The sequence below is a fragment of the Pseudomonas sp. xss_2 genome, assembly GCF_043104195.1.
Lineage (GTDB): Bacteria > Pseudomonadota > Gammaproteobacteria > Pseudomonadales > Pseudomonadaceae > Aquipseudomonas > Aquipseudomonas urmiensis.
Map to the genome: position 1 here is coordinate 1 of NZ_JBICKL010000103.1, position 14,717 is coordinate 14,717.

At 53.8% G+C, this 14,717-nt stretch carries 14 protein-coding genes; 7 read left to right on the forward strand and 7 right to left on the reverse strand.

Annotation, left to right across the window (positions count from 1 at the left end; translation table 11 throughout):
• The 3 genes from ACF8K2_RS24305 to ACF8K2_RS24315 form a co-directional block, all read left to right on the forward strand.
• Positions 1-1,197 (forward strand): integrating conjugative element protein (locus tag ACF8K2_RS24305; protein WP_392468203.1); only part of this gene is annotated, 1,197 nt, incomplete at its 5' end.
• On the forward strand, positions 1,194-1,499 hold the full coding sequence (locus ACF8K2_RS24310; protein WP_063423891.1) for a hypothetical protein: 306 nt from the start codon (positions 1,194-1,196) through the stop codon (positions 1,497-1,499). The genes ACF8K2_RS24305 and ACF8K2_RS24310, both read left to right, overlap by 4 nt.
• A 9-nt stretch (positions 1,500-1,508) precedes the next feature.
• On the forward strand, positions 1,509-3,047 hold the full coding sequence (locus ACF8K2_RS24315) for a conjugal transfer protein TraG N-terminal domain-containing protein (protein WP_392468206.1): 1,539 nt from the start codon (positions 1,509-1,511) through the stop codon (positions 3,045-3,047).
• 4 nt (positions 3,048-3,051) lie between these two features.
• Here the strand turns inward: ACF8K2_RS24315 and ACF8K2_RS24320 are convergent, their stop codons facing one another.
• Positions 3,052-3,408, reverse strand: a complete 357-nt coding sequence (locus tag ACF8K2_RS24320; protein WP_063423889.1) for a hypothetical protein — start codon at positions 3,406-3,408, stop codon at positions 3,052-3,054.
• A 457-nt stretch (positions 3,409-3,865) separates the two neighbouring features.
• On the opposite strand from ACF8K2_RS24320, the gene ACF8K2_RS24325 reads away from it, so the two are divergent.
• The 3 genes from ACF8K2_RS24325 to ACF8K2_RS24335 all read left to right on the forward strand — a co-directional run bounded on the left by ACF8K2_RS24325 (position 3,866) and on the right by ACF8K2_RS24335 (position 5,876).
• On the forward strand, positions 3,866-4,231 hold the full coding sequence (locus ACF8K2_RS24325) for a DUF3085 domain-containing protein (RefSeq protein ID WP_063425444.1): 366 nt from the start codon (positions 3,866-3,868) through the stop codon (positions 4,229-4,231).
• 299 nt (positions 4,232-4,530) lie between these two features.
• Positions 4,531-4,854: a hypothetical protein gene (locus ACF8K2_RS24330; RefSeq protein WP_063425442.1), complete on the forward strand. Its 324-nt coding sequence runs from the start codon at positions 4,531-4,533 to the stop codon at positions 4,852-4,854.
• Between the two features lie 83 nt (positions 4,855-4,937).
• Positions 4,938-5,876, forward strand: coding sequence for an ArdC family protein (locus ACF8K2_RS24335; RefSeq protein ID WP_179027775.1), 939 nt, complete (start codon positions 4,938-4,940; stop codon positions 5,874-5,876).
• An 86-nt stretch (positions 5,877-5,962) separates the two neighbouring features.
• On the opposite strand, the gene ACF8K2_RS24340 is transcribed toward ACF8K2_RS24335, so the two are convergent.
• Both ACF8K2_RS24340 and ACF8K2_RS24345 read right to left on the reverse strand, forming a co-directional pair.
• Complete coding sequence (locus tag ACF8K2_RS24340; RefSeq protein ID WP_063425438.1) at positions 5,963-6,328, reverse strand: histone-like nucleoid-structuring protein, MvaT/MvaU family; 366 nt, start codon at positions 6,326-6,328, stop codon at positions 5,963-5,965.
• A gap of 128 nt (positions 6,329-6,456) precedes the next feature.
• The gene (locus ACF8K2_RS24345) at positions 6,457-6,651 is read right to left on the reverse strand and encodes a hypothetical protein (RefSeq protein ID WP_081238047.1); all 195 of its coding nucleotides are present in this window, start codon (positions 6,649-6,651) and stop codon (positions 6,457-6,459) included.
• Between the two features lie 221 nt (positions 6,652-6,872).
• Between ACF8K2_RS24345 and mobH the strand changes: the two genes are divergently transcribed.
• Positions 6,873-8,627, forward strand: coding sequence for a MobH family relaxase (gene mobH / locus ACF8K2_RS24350; RefSeq protein WP_392468211.1), 1,755 nt, complete (start codon positions 6,873-6,875; stop codon positions 8,625-8,627).
• A 57-nt stretch (positions 8,628-8,684) separates the two neighbouring features.
• On the opposite strand, the gene ACF8K2_RS24355 is transcribed toward mobH, so the two are convergent.
• The 4 genes from ACF8K2_RS24355 to ACF8K2_RS24370 are packed head-to-tail and all read right to left on the reverse strand — an operon-like array spanning position 8,685 to position 14,672.
• Entirely contained in the window at positions 8,685-11,816 is a 3,132-nt protein-coding gene (locus ACF8K2_RS24355) for an AAA family ATPase (protein ID WP_179027777.1), read from the reverse strand.
• The gene (locus ACF8K2_RS24360) at positions 11,806-12,345 is read right to left on the reverse strand and encodes a hypothetical protein (protein WP_063425432.1); all 540 of its coding nucleotides are present in this window, start codon (positions 12,343-12,345) and stop codon (positions 11,806-11,808) included. The genes ACF8K2_RS24355 and ACF8K2_RS24360 overlap by 11 nt, the downstream gene beginning before the upstream one ends.
• Entirely contained in the window at positions 12,329-13,636 is a 1,308-nt protein-coding gene (locus tag ACF8K2_RS24365) for an ABC-three component system protein (RefSeq protein ID WP_392468214.1), read from the reverse strand. The genes ACF8K2_RS24360 and ACF8K2_RS24365 overlap by 17 nt, the downstream gene beginning before the upstream one ends.
• Positions 13,620-14,672 (reverse strand): ComEC/Rec2 family competence protein, encoded by a 1,053-nt coding sequence (locus ACF8K2_RS24370; RefSeq protein WP_063425428.1) that lies wholly within the window; start codon positions 14,670-14,672, stop codon positions 13,620-13,622. Before ACF8K2_RS24370 ends, ACF8K2_RS24365 begins: the two co-directional genes overlap by 17 nt.
• Positions 14,673-14,717 lie beyond the last annotated feature (45 nt).

Consider the following 14,717-nt stretch of genomic DNA (forward strand, 5'->3'; position numbering starts at 1 on the left):
TACCGCCCCAGCGGACTCGGTGTGGGCCTGTCCTGGCGGGCGAACATGATGTGCGGAAACATGAACCTCTCCAACACTCTGCAGAATCAGCTCAATGGGGCCACGCAGGGTTTCCAGCAGATCATGGGCAACGTCATCCAGAACGCCACCCAGGCGGTGATGTCTCTGCCGGCAATGATCATTCAGCGTGCCAACCCCGGGCTGTATGAGCTGCTGAGCAACGGCGTGCTGCAGGGGCGCATCGACTTTGACCGTTCGAAGCTCACCTGCCAGGCGATGGCGGCGAAGATGGCTGACAAGGTGGATCAGGCCGGTTGGGGGGCACTGGCGCAGAACCAGGAAATGCAGCACAACCTGGAGCAGTCCGACGGTGATGCCGTGACTGCGGTAAAGGACACCGAATCGAACAACGGCAACAACGGGGTCAGCTGGGTCGGCGGGCAGAAAGCCGGCGGTCATGGCCAGGCGCCGATCCGGGTGACCTCGGACGTGGTCAAAGCGGGCTACAACCTGCTGCACAACCGCTCGGTCGAAGACACCTCGGCCGTCGGCTCGAGTTGTCAGAACGGCGCGATCTGCCAGGCCTGGGCGAGCCCCGAGGAGGCTGCCGAATGGGCCGCTCGCGTGCTCGGCGAAACCGAGGTGGAAACCTGTGACGATTGCGAGACGCTGCGCGTGAGCGCGGGCGCAGGTCTTACGCCACTGATCCAGGAAACCTACACGCAGCATCTTGAGGGCTTGCAGCGCATGCTGTCGGGCGCAGAGGAGCCCACGCCAGAAAACCTCGGTAAAGTCTCCAGCCCGTTGCTGCAGGTCTCGCGCGGCGTCATCGAGGGCCTGCGCGATGACCCCGACCAGAACCTGCTGGCCCGACGTTTGGCCAGCGAGACCGCGTTATCGAGCGTGATCTACAAAGCGATGCTGCTGCAGCGCACGTTGCTCGCCGGTAGCCGTGAGCCCAATGTGGCGTCGGCGCAGCCCGCCACCACCGCCCTCAACAGCAACGTCGAAACGCTGGAGCGCGAGATCCGCCTGCTGCAAACGGAGTTGCAAGTGCGCCAAGCGCTGGCCACCAACACCGCCAGCCTGGTCCTCGATCGCCATGCGGGCGGTGCCGATGCCTCACGCAGTATCGACCAGCGCGATCCACGCCCAGACCGCCTGCAGCGAGCGGATCAGGGAAGGAGCACGCCATGATGCCGTTTTCAGTGAGGAGCTCGGTCGTTCGGGGCCTGCTGATCCTCGGCGTCGGGATGGTCATGTTGCTGATTGCCTCGATGGCGCTGCAATTGAGCGGCCCCCAGTTGGAATGGATCAAGGAGGCACGGGGGAGCACGCCCTTTTTCGGCTACTGGCGAGCCCTGCTGTACGCGCTGATCCTCGCCGGCTGGGCCGCAGCACTCCGCTTGCGGCCGCACCCGGAAGAGCAGCAACGGCTATTGCGCTTGGGCCTGATCGGCTTCGGCTCGATCATCCTGGTCGAACTGTCGCGCGCGTGAGGTGCAGCCATGAACATGAGCACCAACAGCTACCTTGAGTACTACCTGTCGCTGCTGGCCTGGATCATCAACAACGGCATCTGGAACACGCTGGCAGACACCGGACTGTTCGCCGCGCCGTTTGGGGCGATTATCCTCCAGGAGTGGTTATCCGCCCGCCAACAGGGGGCCGACGAGGGCAACAAGGGCTTGCTGTCGATCCCCCGCGTCGAGAACCGGCTGTGGATGAGCTACGTCGTCATCCTGTTTGGCTGTATGCCGTTTTTCCCGCTGAACCTCTCCTCGGTGACCTTCGATGATGCGGCGAGCCAGCGCTGTGGTGTATCGGTGGCCAAACCCGCTGACACGGCCTGGGGAACCACCTTCAACACCATCGGCGAGAAATCAGCAAACGTGCCGGTGTGGTGGTACCTGGTACATGCCATGAGCAAGGGCATCACCGCTGCAGCGACGGCGTCGATACCCTGCGCGCCCGACATTCGTGCGATGCGGATGGAGATCGACAGCTCGCGGATCAATGACCAGGTACTGCTGCAGGAAGTCGCCGACTTCACCCGCGACTGCTACGGCTTTTCACGCTCGCGGCTGTTTACCAACCGCCCTGAGCTGGACGAATCGCAGAGCTACGATGCGTCCTGGATTGGCTCGACTTACCTACTCGACACGCCGGGCTATTACGACACGGATCGCTCGCGCACGCCCCGGGTTGATTGGCCGTACGACGAGACGCGGGACACCTCCCTGCCCCGGTTGGACAACGGTGCGGGCTACCCAACCTGCAAGCAGTGGTGGAGCGATGCCACGGTCGGAATGCGGGATCGCCTGGTTGCCGAGGTCGATCCCAATCTGCTCACGCAGTTGCGCGGGTGGCTGACCGGACACAGCTCCACCGAAATCGAAAACGCGACCCTGCGTGAACTGGTTAGCCCGCGCCAGCAGTCATTGAGCATGGCGCCGGGTCAGGTGTTCCAGGACTATGGCAGCAGTGCCCGAGGTGGATCGTTGACACAGGGGCTCAACAACCTGGCCACCAACACCGGCCTGGCCTTGGGCTCGTTCAGCAATTTCCCGGCGATGAATGCCCTACGCGCGGCACTGCCAATGGTGCAGGCCTTCCTGATCATGGGCACGATCATCAGCTTGCCGCTGGTACTGCTGATCAGCACCTACCAACTCAAAGCGTTGATGACGGTCACCTTCGCGCTATTCACCCTACACATGCTGACGTTCTGGTGGGAGTTGGCCCGGTGGATCGACTCGAGCATGCTCGACACGCTGTACCACCAGGTCTCTGCCACGGACCAAGCGCTTTTAACATTGCCAACGGCAGGCTTCATGGATGGGACGGTCACCGCGCAGGTGATTGAGTACGTGATGGGGGCCATGTTCTTCGTACTCCCAATGTTTTTCCTCGGTGTAATGAGCTGGGCGGGATACAACGTAGGCAGCGGTGTCCAGACGCTCTTCACTCGCGGATCAGAAGGAGCTCAGGTACAGGCTGATAAAGGATCTTCTCAACTCATATCGGGAGCCAAAAAGTTAAGATAATTGATTATCTAGGAGACCCATTATCATCGTACATCTCAGGATATTTGCTTTGGTGCTGGGGATGACTTACCTCGTATATCCGAGGTTGCCTATCACTTTTAATGGGCAGCGCCGCGAGGGTCCACAGAGCAACCATTCCGATCGCCAGGAAAAAAGCGACTGATGCGACAGCAAGCATCAGCATCAACTTAACGATCTGCATACCCACCCGGCGATACCCAAGCGGCACCTTCGCCAAAATCGGTGAGTGCAAAACGCTGGTTTCTAGCTGATTCACCAATCGTCCCGCTCGACCTGCGGCACGAATCAAGTACTTGCCGAATGGAGTACGGCTGGAGTTTGAAGTAGCTTGGGCCGTCATTTTCGTACCTCCGTTTACTTCACCGCACGTGCGGCCAAACCGCTACAAAGAGTTTGGATCCAAGCTCTAGCTTACTCCTCCCCCACGGTTTTACATGACCGTTGATCACTTGGTTTACGCTGCTGACCGCCAGTGGCACCGCATGGATTGACGCATTGCACCCTTCTGAAAATTCCTATTGACGCAATGCCGGCCCGCTTGATAAATCGAACTTGCAAGCGCTGGTAACCCGGCACCCCAGGTGGCCATAACCTTAAAGGCTACGTCACTCCCGTGATGGTTGTCCCAAGGGCGATTAGCGTTCGGTGGCTCGCCCGGTTACCGCTCCCGCGGTGATGAGCGCTCTTTCACATCTGCCTCACGGAGACCTGCTCCGTTGAGGCCCCTTTTCCATTTCCGTGCTGGGAATTCTTCCCGCATGGGTGGAATTCCTCCGCACTGCCTGGAGGAACTCACCATGTTGCGCTTCACAGGAACTGAACTTCATGCTGTCTTGACTGAAGCGGCCGTCATCGGCTGCAGAGTCGTCTTGGTCAAAGACCACGGTGTCTACCTCATGTCTGAGTTCGGTGAAAGCAAATCCGACGGAGGTAGCCGCAAACACATTGCCTATGCCATGGGCTGCAACCCTGACGTCGACGACTTCGACACCTGGTGGAATCGCGCAAGCAGTGAATTCGGCGGCGACGATTTTGCTGAGTACTTCGACCTTGATGATCCCGTCCTGGAAAGCCTACGCGGCACCAGCGGATCGCTGGTAGTTGAGGCCGCATCCACCCACTTGTACATCGCTGCAGAGATTGCCCTCTCCGGGAAATCCTGAATGCTCTCGCAACACCCGCGATGTCCCGGGAAAGCACGAGCTAGTGCCTCTCTGGGATATCGCTCATTTCAATCTACGCCAACAGCAGCGAGCCTTTCATCTGGAAGTTTGGGATGGAAAGCCTTCGCTGGAAGCGGCTGGAAACTCGACCTTCGCGGTGCCCTGGCTTGGGCATTGACCCCACCGGCAAGAGCGTTTTAATGCCTAGACACGCCCAGTTCACAGTGTGAGTTGTAGCGATGGGACTTCCCCCAAGTTGTTCGTGAAGCCATCGCAGGATCAGCTCCCGGGAGGCACCAGTGTCCAGGAAGAACCGCTCCTTACCCGCCATTGTCCTGAGCCCAGGCGTATGGAAATTCATCGCTGAGGTTGGTACGGCTACTGACGCAGTCGAGCAATCAGGACAGCGCTTGCAAGCCGTATTGGGCATCGCTCTGGCTTCAGTAGATCACCACCTGCGCCAGTCGCTCGAGCTGCTGCTCGGTCATGCTTTCCAGAGCGACTCAAACTCATCGACGGCTGCCCCTCAGCTACTGGTAACTCACATCACGCCAAAAACCGGCCCTGTTTTTCTGCACATCAAGTTGCCACATGAGATCGGTTTGGACATCTCATCGGCCTGAACACCCACACTACCACTGTCCACTTACCCCACCGGGAACCCTTCCCGGCCGGGCAGCGTTCCCCTTTTTGACTGGAGAACGTCATGTCCGATATCTACCTGGACGTCACCAACAAGATTGTCAGTGCCCTAAGCCAAGGGGTCATCCCCTGGATCAAACCCTGGACCACTTCAGGCTCCAGTGCTGACGCACCTTTCCCCATTAACGCGATCACCCGGCGCCTCTACGCCGGCATCAACATTCCGCTGCTGTGGGCCGAAGCCCGCCTGCGCGGGTACCGCCAAGATCGCTGGCTCACCTACAACCAGGCTCGCAAAGCCGGTGGTCACATACGCAAGGGCGAACAATCGACCCTCGCGGTGCTGTACAAACCCATGAGCAAGGAAGCGCACGACGAAGACGGTCAGGTCGTCCTTGATGAGCAAGGTAACGTCAAGATGGTGCAGTTCGCTCTGCTACGGACCCATTGCCTGTTCAACATCGAGCAGACCGAGGGACTACCCAACGACGAGCAGCACCACGACGACGGTGAAGATCCGGTGATGTTCATCGAATATGCACCTGCGGAGCGACTGTTGGCCGCCAGCGGCGCACGTATCGAACATCGCTACGGGGATGACGCGTTCTATCTACCGATCCGGGATCTCATCCAATTGCCCACCAAGGCCCAGTTCGTGGACGTCGGCAGCTACTACGCAACCGCGTTACACGAACTGACGCACTGGTCGGGTCACCACGCTCGCCTCAACCGAGAAGGCATCACGGGCGGGCACGCGTTTGGCTCTGCAGCCTACGCCTTCGAGGAATTGGTCGCGGAGATGGGTGCAGCATTTCTCTGCGCCCTCACCGGCACGCAGGGCGAGTTGCGCCACGAGGAGTACCTGGCGTCCTGGTTGAAAATTCTCAAGGAAGACAAGCGGGCTATCTTCCGCGCCAGTGGGCTGGCCCGCGAAGCGTCAGAGTACCTCTTGGCGCTGCAGTTGGATCAGTCCCGCGAGACGACTGAACGTCTCACGTCGTGACTTTTCACTTCAAATACAAAGGCCCCTACCGGGGCCTTTGTTTTGCCTGCAACGCCGAGCATCTGTCGCTGCAATTGAGCACGCGATTACTGCACCCAACTCTCGACGACATCCGAGCCGTGCTCCTGCTTCCACTGCTTGAGGATCTTGTGATTGCCGCCCTTGGTTTCGACGATCTCGCCGCTGTGGGGGTGCTTGTAGCGTTTGACCTCACGCGGCTTGCGCTGAGCGCCGGTGGCGGCGCTGGAGGTGGCTACGCTCACGCCCTTGGACGGGTCCAGAATGGTGATGACCTGGCGCAGGCTCATGCCGTACTCATCCAGCAGAGCCTTGAGCTTTTGTTCAAACTCGATTTCCTGCTTCAGGCCGGAATCGTTTTTCATCGCGTCCAGCTGTTGAAGTTGAGCAGCCAGTTGAGCTTCCAGTGCTTTGAATTCGGCAAGTTTGGACATGTGAAATCTTTCCTAGGGTTGGGGGCATGTGTGGTTATATTACCTGAGGCACAAGTACTAGCCGAGCGTGAATTGGCTCTTCAGCTAACTTTTCATCCTTCAATATGTGCACATATCTATGTGACTAATCAGTCCGGCAAGAACTGGCAAAGGTGGCCCACTAGTTCACGAGGTGCAGCACTGTTGCCGATTTTGAAAAGCATATCGCGCTGACTACGTGGCAGCTGTTTCGCACAGCGCTTGGCTGTTGATCGAATGGCAGCATCGGTCCCATGAATCCGGTCGGCCAGTAGCACGATTAAAATGGCATCGTTCAACGTCATCAGGCTACCTTCCCCCAAATAGTGCCGAACAGTCTACCTCCCGAAAAAAGGACAGGCCATTCCGATATCACAGGTAACCTGATGCGCCAGGCTTCGAATTTTCGCACTCGCGAAAAAGGCCAAGGCGGTAAAGGGTAACGGTGGCAATGGAAGGGGGCACAAGGGTAAGAGGCCTATCCGAAAAAGCAAAAGGACCTCCTAAATGCAAGGCAGGTACCGCGATGAAGCGCTGGTGGTTCAAACATCAAAAAGGCAATGCCGCGGAGCCCACGCTCGCTGCAGCGCCCGAGGGGTTTATCCTCCCGCTCTCCTCTGAATCCCTGCTCGGTGCCGACCACCGCAAAAAGCTGCTGGAGCGCATCTGGCAATACACAGCGCTCTCCGAGCCGCAGTTCAATCAGCTCTACCTCGACCCGATCCGCCGTTACGCCAGCTATGTACAGCAACTCCCTGCCAGCGAAAGCCACCACCATGCCTACCCGGGCGGCATGCTGGACCATGGACTAGAACTGGTGGCCTGCAGCCTGAAGCTGCGCCAGTCGTATCTGCTGCCCAGCGGTGCTGCCCCAGAAGACCAAGCCGCGCAGGCCGACGCCTGGAGCGCAGCGATTGCCTACGGCGCCCTGCTCCACGACATTGGCAAGATTGCCGTCGACCTGCAGGTGGAGTATCAGAATGGTGAGGTCTGGCACCCCTGGCACGGTCCATTGACCCAGCCCTACCGCTTTCGCTACATAGTCGGCCGCGACTACAAGCTTCACGGCGCCGCCACCGGGCTGCTGTACACACAAGTTTTGACATCCCGCCAGCTCGACTGGCTCAGCAGCTATCCAATCCTGTGGGGCCACCTACTGTTTCTGCTGACCAACCACTACGAGCATGCCGGTACCATCGGGGAAATAGTGCTGCAAGCTGACCGGGTCTCCACCGCGCAGAATATCGGCGCCAACCCCACCAAGGCCCTGCTGGCCCCCAAAAACTCGTTGCAGCATCACCTGCTCACGGGCCTGCGTCACCTGGTCAAAAACGAGTTCAAATTCAACCAGCCCGGCGCGTCCGGCTGGCTCACCGAAGACCATCTGTGGCTGGTCAGCAAGATCGCCACCGACAAACTGCGCGCCCACCTGTTGGCTCAGGCAGTGGATGGCATCCCCTCCTCCAATATCGCCCTGTTCGATGAGTTGCAGTCCCATGGATTGGTGGATGCAACACCCGAAGGCAAAGCGGTATGGCGCGCGACCGTCGCAGACGATAACTGGCAACAGCGCTTTACCTTTCTTCGTCTGCAGCCAAGTCTTATCTGGGCCGATGACCCTCGGCCAGACTGCTTTAGGGGCAAGGTAGAGCCGATAACAGACGGTTCCCTGCCGACCGGTGAAACCTGCGAGTCTGCTTTGGATCTACCGCAACCAACGCCGGAAGGGAAGCAGCCCGTACCCGAGCACCCGAACCAGGATTTTGACTATCTCGACGATTTGCTGGACATGTTGCAAGTGCCAAGCGAGCTGGATACTGGATCAAGTACGGGAAGCCTTCAATCCGCCGCTGCGGCCCCCCAGGAAGCCGCGGGGCTTGCCTTTCTTGAGTGGCTGCGCGACGGAATCCATACTCATCGCTTGGTGGTCAACGACAGCAAGGCCAAGGCTCACACAGTGAATGGAATGCTCTTCTTAGTCACCCCTGGTATTTTCCAGCTGTACATCACTGAGCATCCGGAGAGCGCCAATGGCCACGGAATGAAAAAAGATTGGCGGAGCATTCAACGCCATTTTGAAAAAATGGGCATCCATCTAAAACTGCCAAATGGGCGAAACATCTGGACCTGCAGTGTCCAAGGTCCGCGCAAAACCAGTTTACTCAACGGCTATCTGATTCGAAACGTCAATATAATTTGTAGCACCCCTCCAGCCAGCAACAAATTCCTCACACTGCATCCAGTGCAAGTTCAGTCAAATGAACACCACCGCCTTAAATAACCGCCGCTGGGTAGTGCGTCACGAAAGGGGCAAATCCATCTCTTCCGTGACGACATGCTAGTTAAGGAATGGCTCAACCGGAACCACCACACCAAACTTCTCCAACTGCATGAACTTCGCACCCAAAATCTCCGCAGGAATTTTCCGCTGCAAAAGCCCAAAGAAATTTTCGTCGTGAGTAGAAATAATAACTTGCTTATCGAACTGGAGGCAGATGCTCCGTAACAGATCGATGGTCGAGAGAATATTGATGGAGTCCATTGATTGAATAGGATCATCAATCATAACGACATCGATCGGATTCCCATGATCATCCTTGGCGTGAAGCGCGCTGGCCAAAAACACACTAAGACTGAGGATATTTGACTGAGCAGCACTGAAATACAGAATTGGCGAAATTAAAATTCCGTTCTCGTCACTCACGACAATATTCAATCCGGGGCTAGAAGACTCAAAATCCGGTTTGAACTCCACCTTTTTGAATGAGGGGTGTGGGTCAATCTTCCTGTAGATAGTATTTATAAGATCTTCGTAAAAGAAATTTTTAATCAATGTCTTCAGTTGCTCGATAACAGACTCCCGCTCTGCACACAGAAGCGCGTCCACCTGATTACGCTGATCTAGCCGCAATTCCAGATCAGCCAACTCACTTTGAAGGGATAAGCGCTTGAGGTAGGGTTTGAAGGAAGTCATCAGTTCCAAAAGCAGCTTGAAACTGTTTTCCGTGGATTCAAGTTGCTCGGAGCGCACGCGACGGGCTTGCAGCTCGCTATTAATCAGCGCTTGGACTTGATCTAAACTTTCCTGCAAGTGAACAACGACGAAGGTAGCAAGACTTTCATAGAACGCGTTAATAGCGGACTGAGCGCGTGCCAACTGCAGATCGACCCCTTCCTTCTGAGATCGAAGTTGAGCAAAATTCACCCATGTGCCATCGGACACCATCTTTTGCTGGAGTGCAGTGCACTGAGCTGCAAGCTCATTAACTTCGGCCTTGGCGCTAGCAAGTTGCGCTTCAGCTTTACTCTTCTCGGATTGGCAGTGCTCAGACAACTGGGCTGAACTGACACCATTATTGACCAGATACTTAGAGACCAATTGGTAAGATGTTTGCGACTTGAGGGTACCGGCTTCAGTTGTAAGCGCCTGCAAATCGGCATCAATTTGTGAAATTCTACGAGTAAGCTGTGAAATTTCTTCAGACAACTCAGCTTGACGATTCACAAATCCGGAGCGCTTGACAGAAAGCTGAGCAATTTCGGCGTGGGCACGGGTTATAAGCTCATCTTGGGTGAGACTCCACACAATTTTATCAAGGATATTGAATCTATCTTCTAAGGCACGCTTCTCCACCTCTAGATCAGACTTGTCTCGATCAATGAGCTCCAGCCTTGCACTCAATTCTTTGATTTTTCCGCGAAGATCAGCCAAATGCTGGCCATGTGCCTCTTCCGCAATTCGCGTGATAGATTTTACTTCTTCCAGCAGATTCTTACGACGTGCTTCGGACTGTGCGAGCAGGTCCGCGTTTTCCTGGCTCAGCCGCGACAGCAACGTCTGAGACCTAACTTTCTCTCTGAGTTTTTCTGCATCGTAGTGGGTTGCGCTACATAGCGGGCAGATATTGGACGGCCATGCACTAAGGTAGTCCAGGCCGGTTGAGATCAAACGTTCGTGCACGCCCATCTGGTCAGCCAAGGCTGTCTGAGTTGCGTGCACAGTTTTGTCATGGAGGTCAATGGATTCCAACTCACCAAAACACTTGGTCAAGCGCTCAATTTTGTCCTGACCTAGATATTTAGCACCTTCAGCTGTAGACAGAATAAAGTTATCAGTAAGTTTGAAACCAGAGATCTGTTTCAGATCGAGTTGAAGGTGCTCCAACTTTGCTGCATCCAGGCGAGCCGCAACTTCTTTTTCAGCCATTTGCTGAGTGATCACGTCAATGCGCGCGCGATTGGATTTTAGCTCAGCATATACCGGTCCAGCATTATCAATAGAGTTCCTTAGAAAGGCAGAGCGATCATCAGCCGCCTTGAGGTCCTGGTTAATATCATCTAAGGATTTTGCTAATCCCGAAAGTTCTGCGGCATGGCCTGGACGGCTCTCTCCCAGTATCAGTTGGCGTTTAGCGATATCATTGAGGCGTGACTCAGACTGGAAGAACCCAACAGAATGATTAATTACACTAGCAATATCCGCGGAACGCTGACTTGCTGCCTGAACATCACTTGAACTTTGTTCATGAGCACTCAGAAGTTCTTCATAGCGATCAGCATCTTTTACGCCATGATCAAGCCGGCCAGAAATCGCCTTTTGGCCAATGATGAATTGGCTGTGGAGTTCAATCTCAGGGAGTTTTATCAGTCTATCTGTAAGAGCTTCAATCGACCGAATATTTGCTTCGCGCTCTACGCTCAATTCATGCTGCCGGGATACAAGATGTGCACTCAACGCATGCTCTGTTTGAGCGGAAAAATTCTCGTCCGCCAACGCGATGTTTTCACCAGCAGCATTGAGTTGTGTGGCCACCGCATTGAAACCATCAAAGATGGAGAGATCAACAGGCTGATTGAGCTCAGCAATAATATCCTCGCGCTGCAAATCCAAAGCCTGAAGCTCAACTCGGTTGTCTTGGATGAGTACCGTTAATTCCTTACGTACTTTCTCAGTCTCCCCACCGAAGCTTTCCATAAACTTCGTGTAGCGTTCTTGCGGCTTCGCCTCTCGAAGAAACCTGTCGATCTCATCTTGGCTCAAGATGACGCGCCGAAAATATTCGTTCTCGCGACCTCTTTCTCCAAAACGTAAGTCACGCCCGTTTGCACGTATTCTCCCAAACTCTCGCGCAAAAGGAAGTGGAAGTGTTGTTGAAACAACCACCCGAGTTTTAATTTCGTCGTCATCGATATATTTGTTTCGGAGGATCTCCTGTCCTTTGCCTGCATCCTTAGTCGCGCGCGCAGCACCCTCATAATTAGCTCTATTGTAGTCTCCACCTAAACGCTCCAAATGATTCGTGACCGCCCATTCGACTGCATCATAAAACGAGCTTTTACCGAATCCATTAGGAGCAAATATCGCCACGAAATTAGAGGGCAGATCATCGGAATTTGTGAAATCAAATGTGCCTTCTGACTTTAGTTTATAAGCGCGAAACGCCTCAATTTCAACTTTTTTAATTTTCATTTTTCTTCAGAGATTCTATGATTTCGTTAATCATTGACGCGCGTTTTTCCTTGGACTCCGTCTTTTGATCTAACGGCGCGCCACGTACGAACTTCTCCAGTGACAGTAACGGCTCCCGGGATTCCGCAACACGGGGATCCAGCGTTAAGTCTGCCCCTAAGAGCTGCTCTTCCAAATGATCAGTCAATTGCTCAAGGGTTGGCCATTTAGAAAGCCCATCGATTATTATTTTCCGAGAAGCATATTTGTTATTCTCGATCTGGTATTTATCCCAAATCGGCACAGTGCCAATCGTCACAAAAGCGATATAGACGTTCCAGGCAGCAAGATTCCCGGGAGGTTGGTGGTGGACCGATACAAGATTTTGGATTACACGCCAGTTTCTCACGATAGCTGACGGCTCATGACACAAGCAGGCAATACACGAAATATAGGATAACGCATCATCAGACCGAAACATATGAAATGCCATGCCATCGAACTCGGCGGCGAGAAAATCGAAATTGCAATCTTTAATTAATAATTTCATCCAGATTCTTCCTGAGCTCCAGCAACTGAATATTCCCTGGAGCCAAATTTCGGTACTCATCCTCTCTTTCGATGACGCAGCTGTTGCGCAACCCCTCAAGATGAGTCAGCTTATAACTAGTATAAATCTCACTCTCAACTTCATCGATAGAAAATGGCTTACCTGGGACGACTGCTATGTTGCCAATAACATTCTTAAGCATGAAATCTTTAGGAACAGGCTTTGCGGCAATATCAGGCGAGGCGACTACGAGGGTGCCATCTTTGTCGAGTAATTGACGAGCTATCTTAAGAATCTCATCCAATCGGCGAAGCCAGTTGGTGGAGTCGGCGGTGTACAACAGACGACGCTTCTTATCAATTCCACTGATGTAGCTATTATCTGCACTTCCAGTACCGTCCATTATTGCGGATATCACAACAAATTCCAGATATGCAACCCACAACTCCCGGGCTTCCAGCACGCTGGATTCTCCTGAATCTAGCAATAACTGGGTATCATAGCGCGTCATGATTTCGTAGGGTGGAGGCATTCCGCCCTTGATCAATGAATCTGCAAAAGCAAGCAATGCAGATTTTAAGTTCTGAACATTAATTGGATCATACACATTAAACGCGAAAATCCGATCTCGCATCCTCGAAAAGCACTCCAGATGTGGAGGAACCATTGGCGCACTAGAATGAAGGGTGAGGAGTTGATTGTAACGAGCGAGCCCATGACACTCGACGCGACCATACTGGTGATCCAGACAAGTGGCCTCCATTTCAAACTCCACGCCCACCAGATACGGACAATCATCATCAATGTGGTAAACGCCCCCCCCAGACATCCCCTGAATGACCTCCTTACTCGGAATTCCCGCCAGTTCCAAGGTTATAAGGTCATTGACCACGCTGGCTGCTTGGCCAGTCCGATGCTTGATTGGTGTTGCACTAGCCCTTTCCGCGTTTGGAAGACCCACAAAAGTAAGATTGGCCATGGGAGGCAAGTTAGCAGCAGTCCAAGATTTTTGAGATAGTCCTGCCTGATGTGCGATTTTTAATATTGCACAATCTAAAGGTTCCTGCTGGCCCACCTTGGGAAAAACCATGACCCCCAGCACTTCAATGGCGTTCTGATTATGATCGGTCACCACGTTTTTAGCGGGTTCCTCAAACACCGTGTGCCTAGCCGTGAGCACGTAGGAAAACTCCAGCGTCATGGCATTCATCAAAACACCGCTTCCGCCGTTAACCATCACGCAGTACGACTGCATAATTTCCGAAACTGTTTTATTAGTATCTAATTTCATCTTCGAGCACTTCTAGACGAGAAGAGTATTCTTCAATCTCATGAGCCAGCAGCAAAGGGGCAACCACATGATGATAATTGAAATACACTTTACCCTGCGTATACTTGATAATTCTGGCCACCGTCCTTTTATTAGGAAGACCATGCCTAGACCCATCAGTAGATACGATGTAAATCGGCGAATACAGCAATCCCAACAAATCACTACTGGTATTGTATTGACTTCCATGATGCGACAGCTTAACAAGATCCAGTTGAATCTTATTGGTTTCGCTGTAGCCACTAGCCCGCAAGCTTTCGCACACTACGCCATCGTGTGCATCACCCAGAAAAAGCATACGCCGGTCATCAGCTTCGAGTATGAATGCTATAGAGCTGCCGTTGCAAACAGAGGTATCAGATTGAAATTTATCGTCTGACCAGATATCTTGAAGCGTTAAATGATAGTCAGTTTCGTGCGCCGATGTCTTTCCAGCATCCACTTCAGGGGGCCATACATGCAACAGTTTTTCAAGCTGTTTCCTGCCAGGCGATAACACCTTGAGTGTGAAGGGGCCCGTTTGATGTGTCTGCCCTTCCATAATAATGGGAGCCCGAGAACAGCCCATCTTATCAAGCAATTCCTCAAGATCTTTCCCTTGCTTGACTGTTGTTTGCGGATCATCGTCAAGCAGCTCAATGTTATTTTCGGGTATTTCAGGCACGTCAAAATGGCGTGTAATCAATCGCGAAGAGTTAAACCAAATGGACTTGACCATATCGCCTAGATAACCTGGCTTCTCAAAGGCTTTGATGAGCCCATTGATATGATCGTCATCAATGTGGGTGAGAATCGCGAGATCGATGCGCTGCCCTTTGGCTTTCAGCTCATCAAGGGAGTTGCATAGCGCTCCGGCATAACGCTGCCGGGGCCCATGCCTGAAGGTGGTAGACGTGCCGCCATCTATCAGCAGATTGAACACCCCGCCAGGCCCCTCATGGCTGACCAGGATGCAGTCTCCATGCCTCGCTTTGAGAACGCGGACAACGATAGCCATCAAAACTCCCTGCCAGGCTGTCAAAATGACAGTAGCATAGGCGGT

Excerpts from the sequence above, each read along its gene's own strand:
- ACF8K2_RS24310 (WP_063423891.1), top strand. The coding sequence starts at position 1,194 with ATGATGCCGTTTTCAGTGAGGAGCTCGGTCGTTCGGGGCCTGCTGATC.
- ACF8K2_RS24315 (WP_392468206.1), top strand. The coding sequence starts at position 1,509 with ATGAACATGAGCACCAACAGCTACCTTGAGTACTACCTGTCGCTGCTG.
- ACF8K2_RS24320 (WP_063423889.1), bottom strand. The coding sequence starts at position 3,408 with ATGACGGCCCAAGCTACTTCAAACTCCAGCCGTACTCCATTCGGCAAG.
- ACF8K2_RS24325 (WP_063425444.1), top strand. The coding sequence starts at position 3,866 with ATGTTGCGCTTCACAGGAACTGAACTTCATGCTGTCTTGACTGAAGCG.
- ACF8K2_RS24335 (WP_179027775.1), top strand. The coding sequence starts at position 4,938 with ATGTCCGATATCTACCTGGACGTCACCAACAAGATTGTCAGTGCCCTA.
- ACF8K2_RS24340 (WP_063425438.1), bottom strand. The coding sequence starts at position 6,328 with ATGTCCAAACTTGCCGAATTCAAAGCACTGGAAGCTCAACTGGCTGCT.
- ACF8K2_RS24345 (WP_081238047.1), bottom strand. The coding sequence starts at position 6,651 with ATGACGTTGAACGATGCCATTTTAATCGTGCTACTGGCCGACCGGATT.
- mobH (WP_392468211.1), top strand. The coding sequence starts at position 6,873 with ATGAAGCGCTGGTGGTTCAAACATCAAAAAGGCAATGCCGCGGAGCCC.
- ACF8K2_RS24355 (WP_179027777.1), bottom strand. The coding sequence starts at position 11,816 with ATGAAAATTAAAAAAGTTGAAATTGAGGCGTTTCGCGCTTATAAACTA.
- ACF8K2_RS24360 (WP_063425432.1), bottom strand. The coding sequence starts at position 12,345 with ATGAAATTATTAATTAAAGATTGCAATTTCGATTTTCTCGCCGCCGAG.
- ACF8K2_RS24365 (WP_392468214.1), bottom strand. The coding sequence starts at position 13,636 with ATGAAATTAGATACTAATAAAACAGTTTCGGAAATTATGCAGTCGTAC.
- ACF8K2_RS24370 (WP_063425428.1), bottom strand. The coding sequence starts at position 14,672 with ATGGCTATCGTTGTCCGCGTTCTCAAAGCGAGGCATGGAGACTGCATC.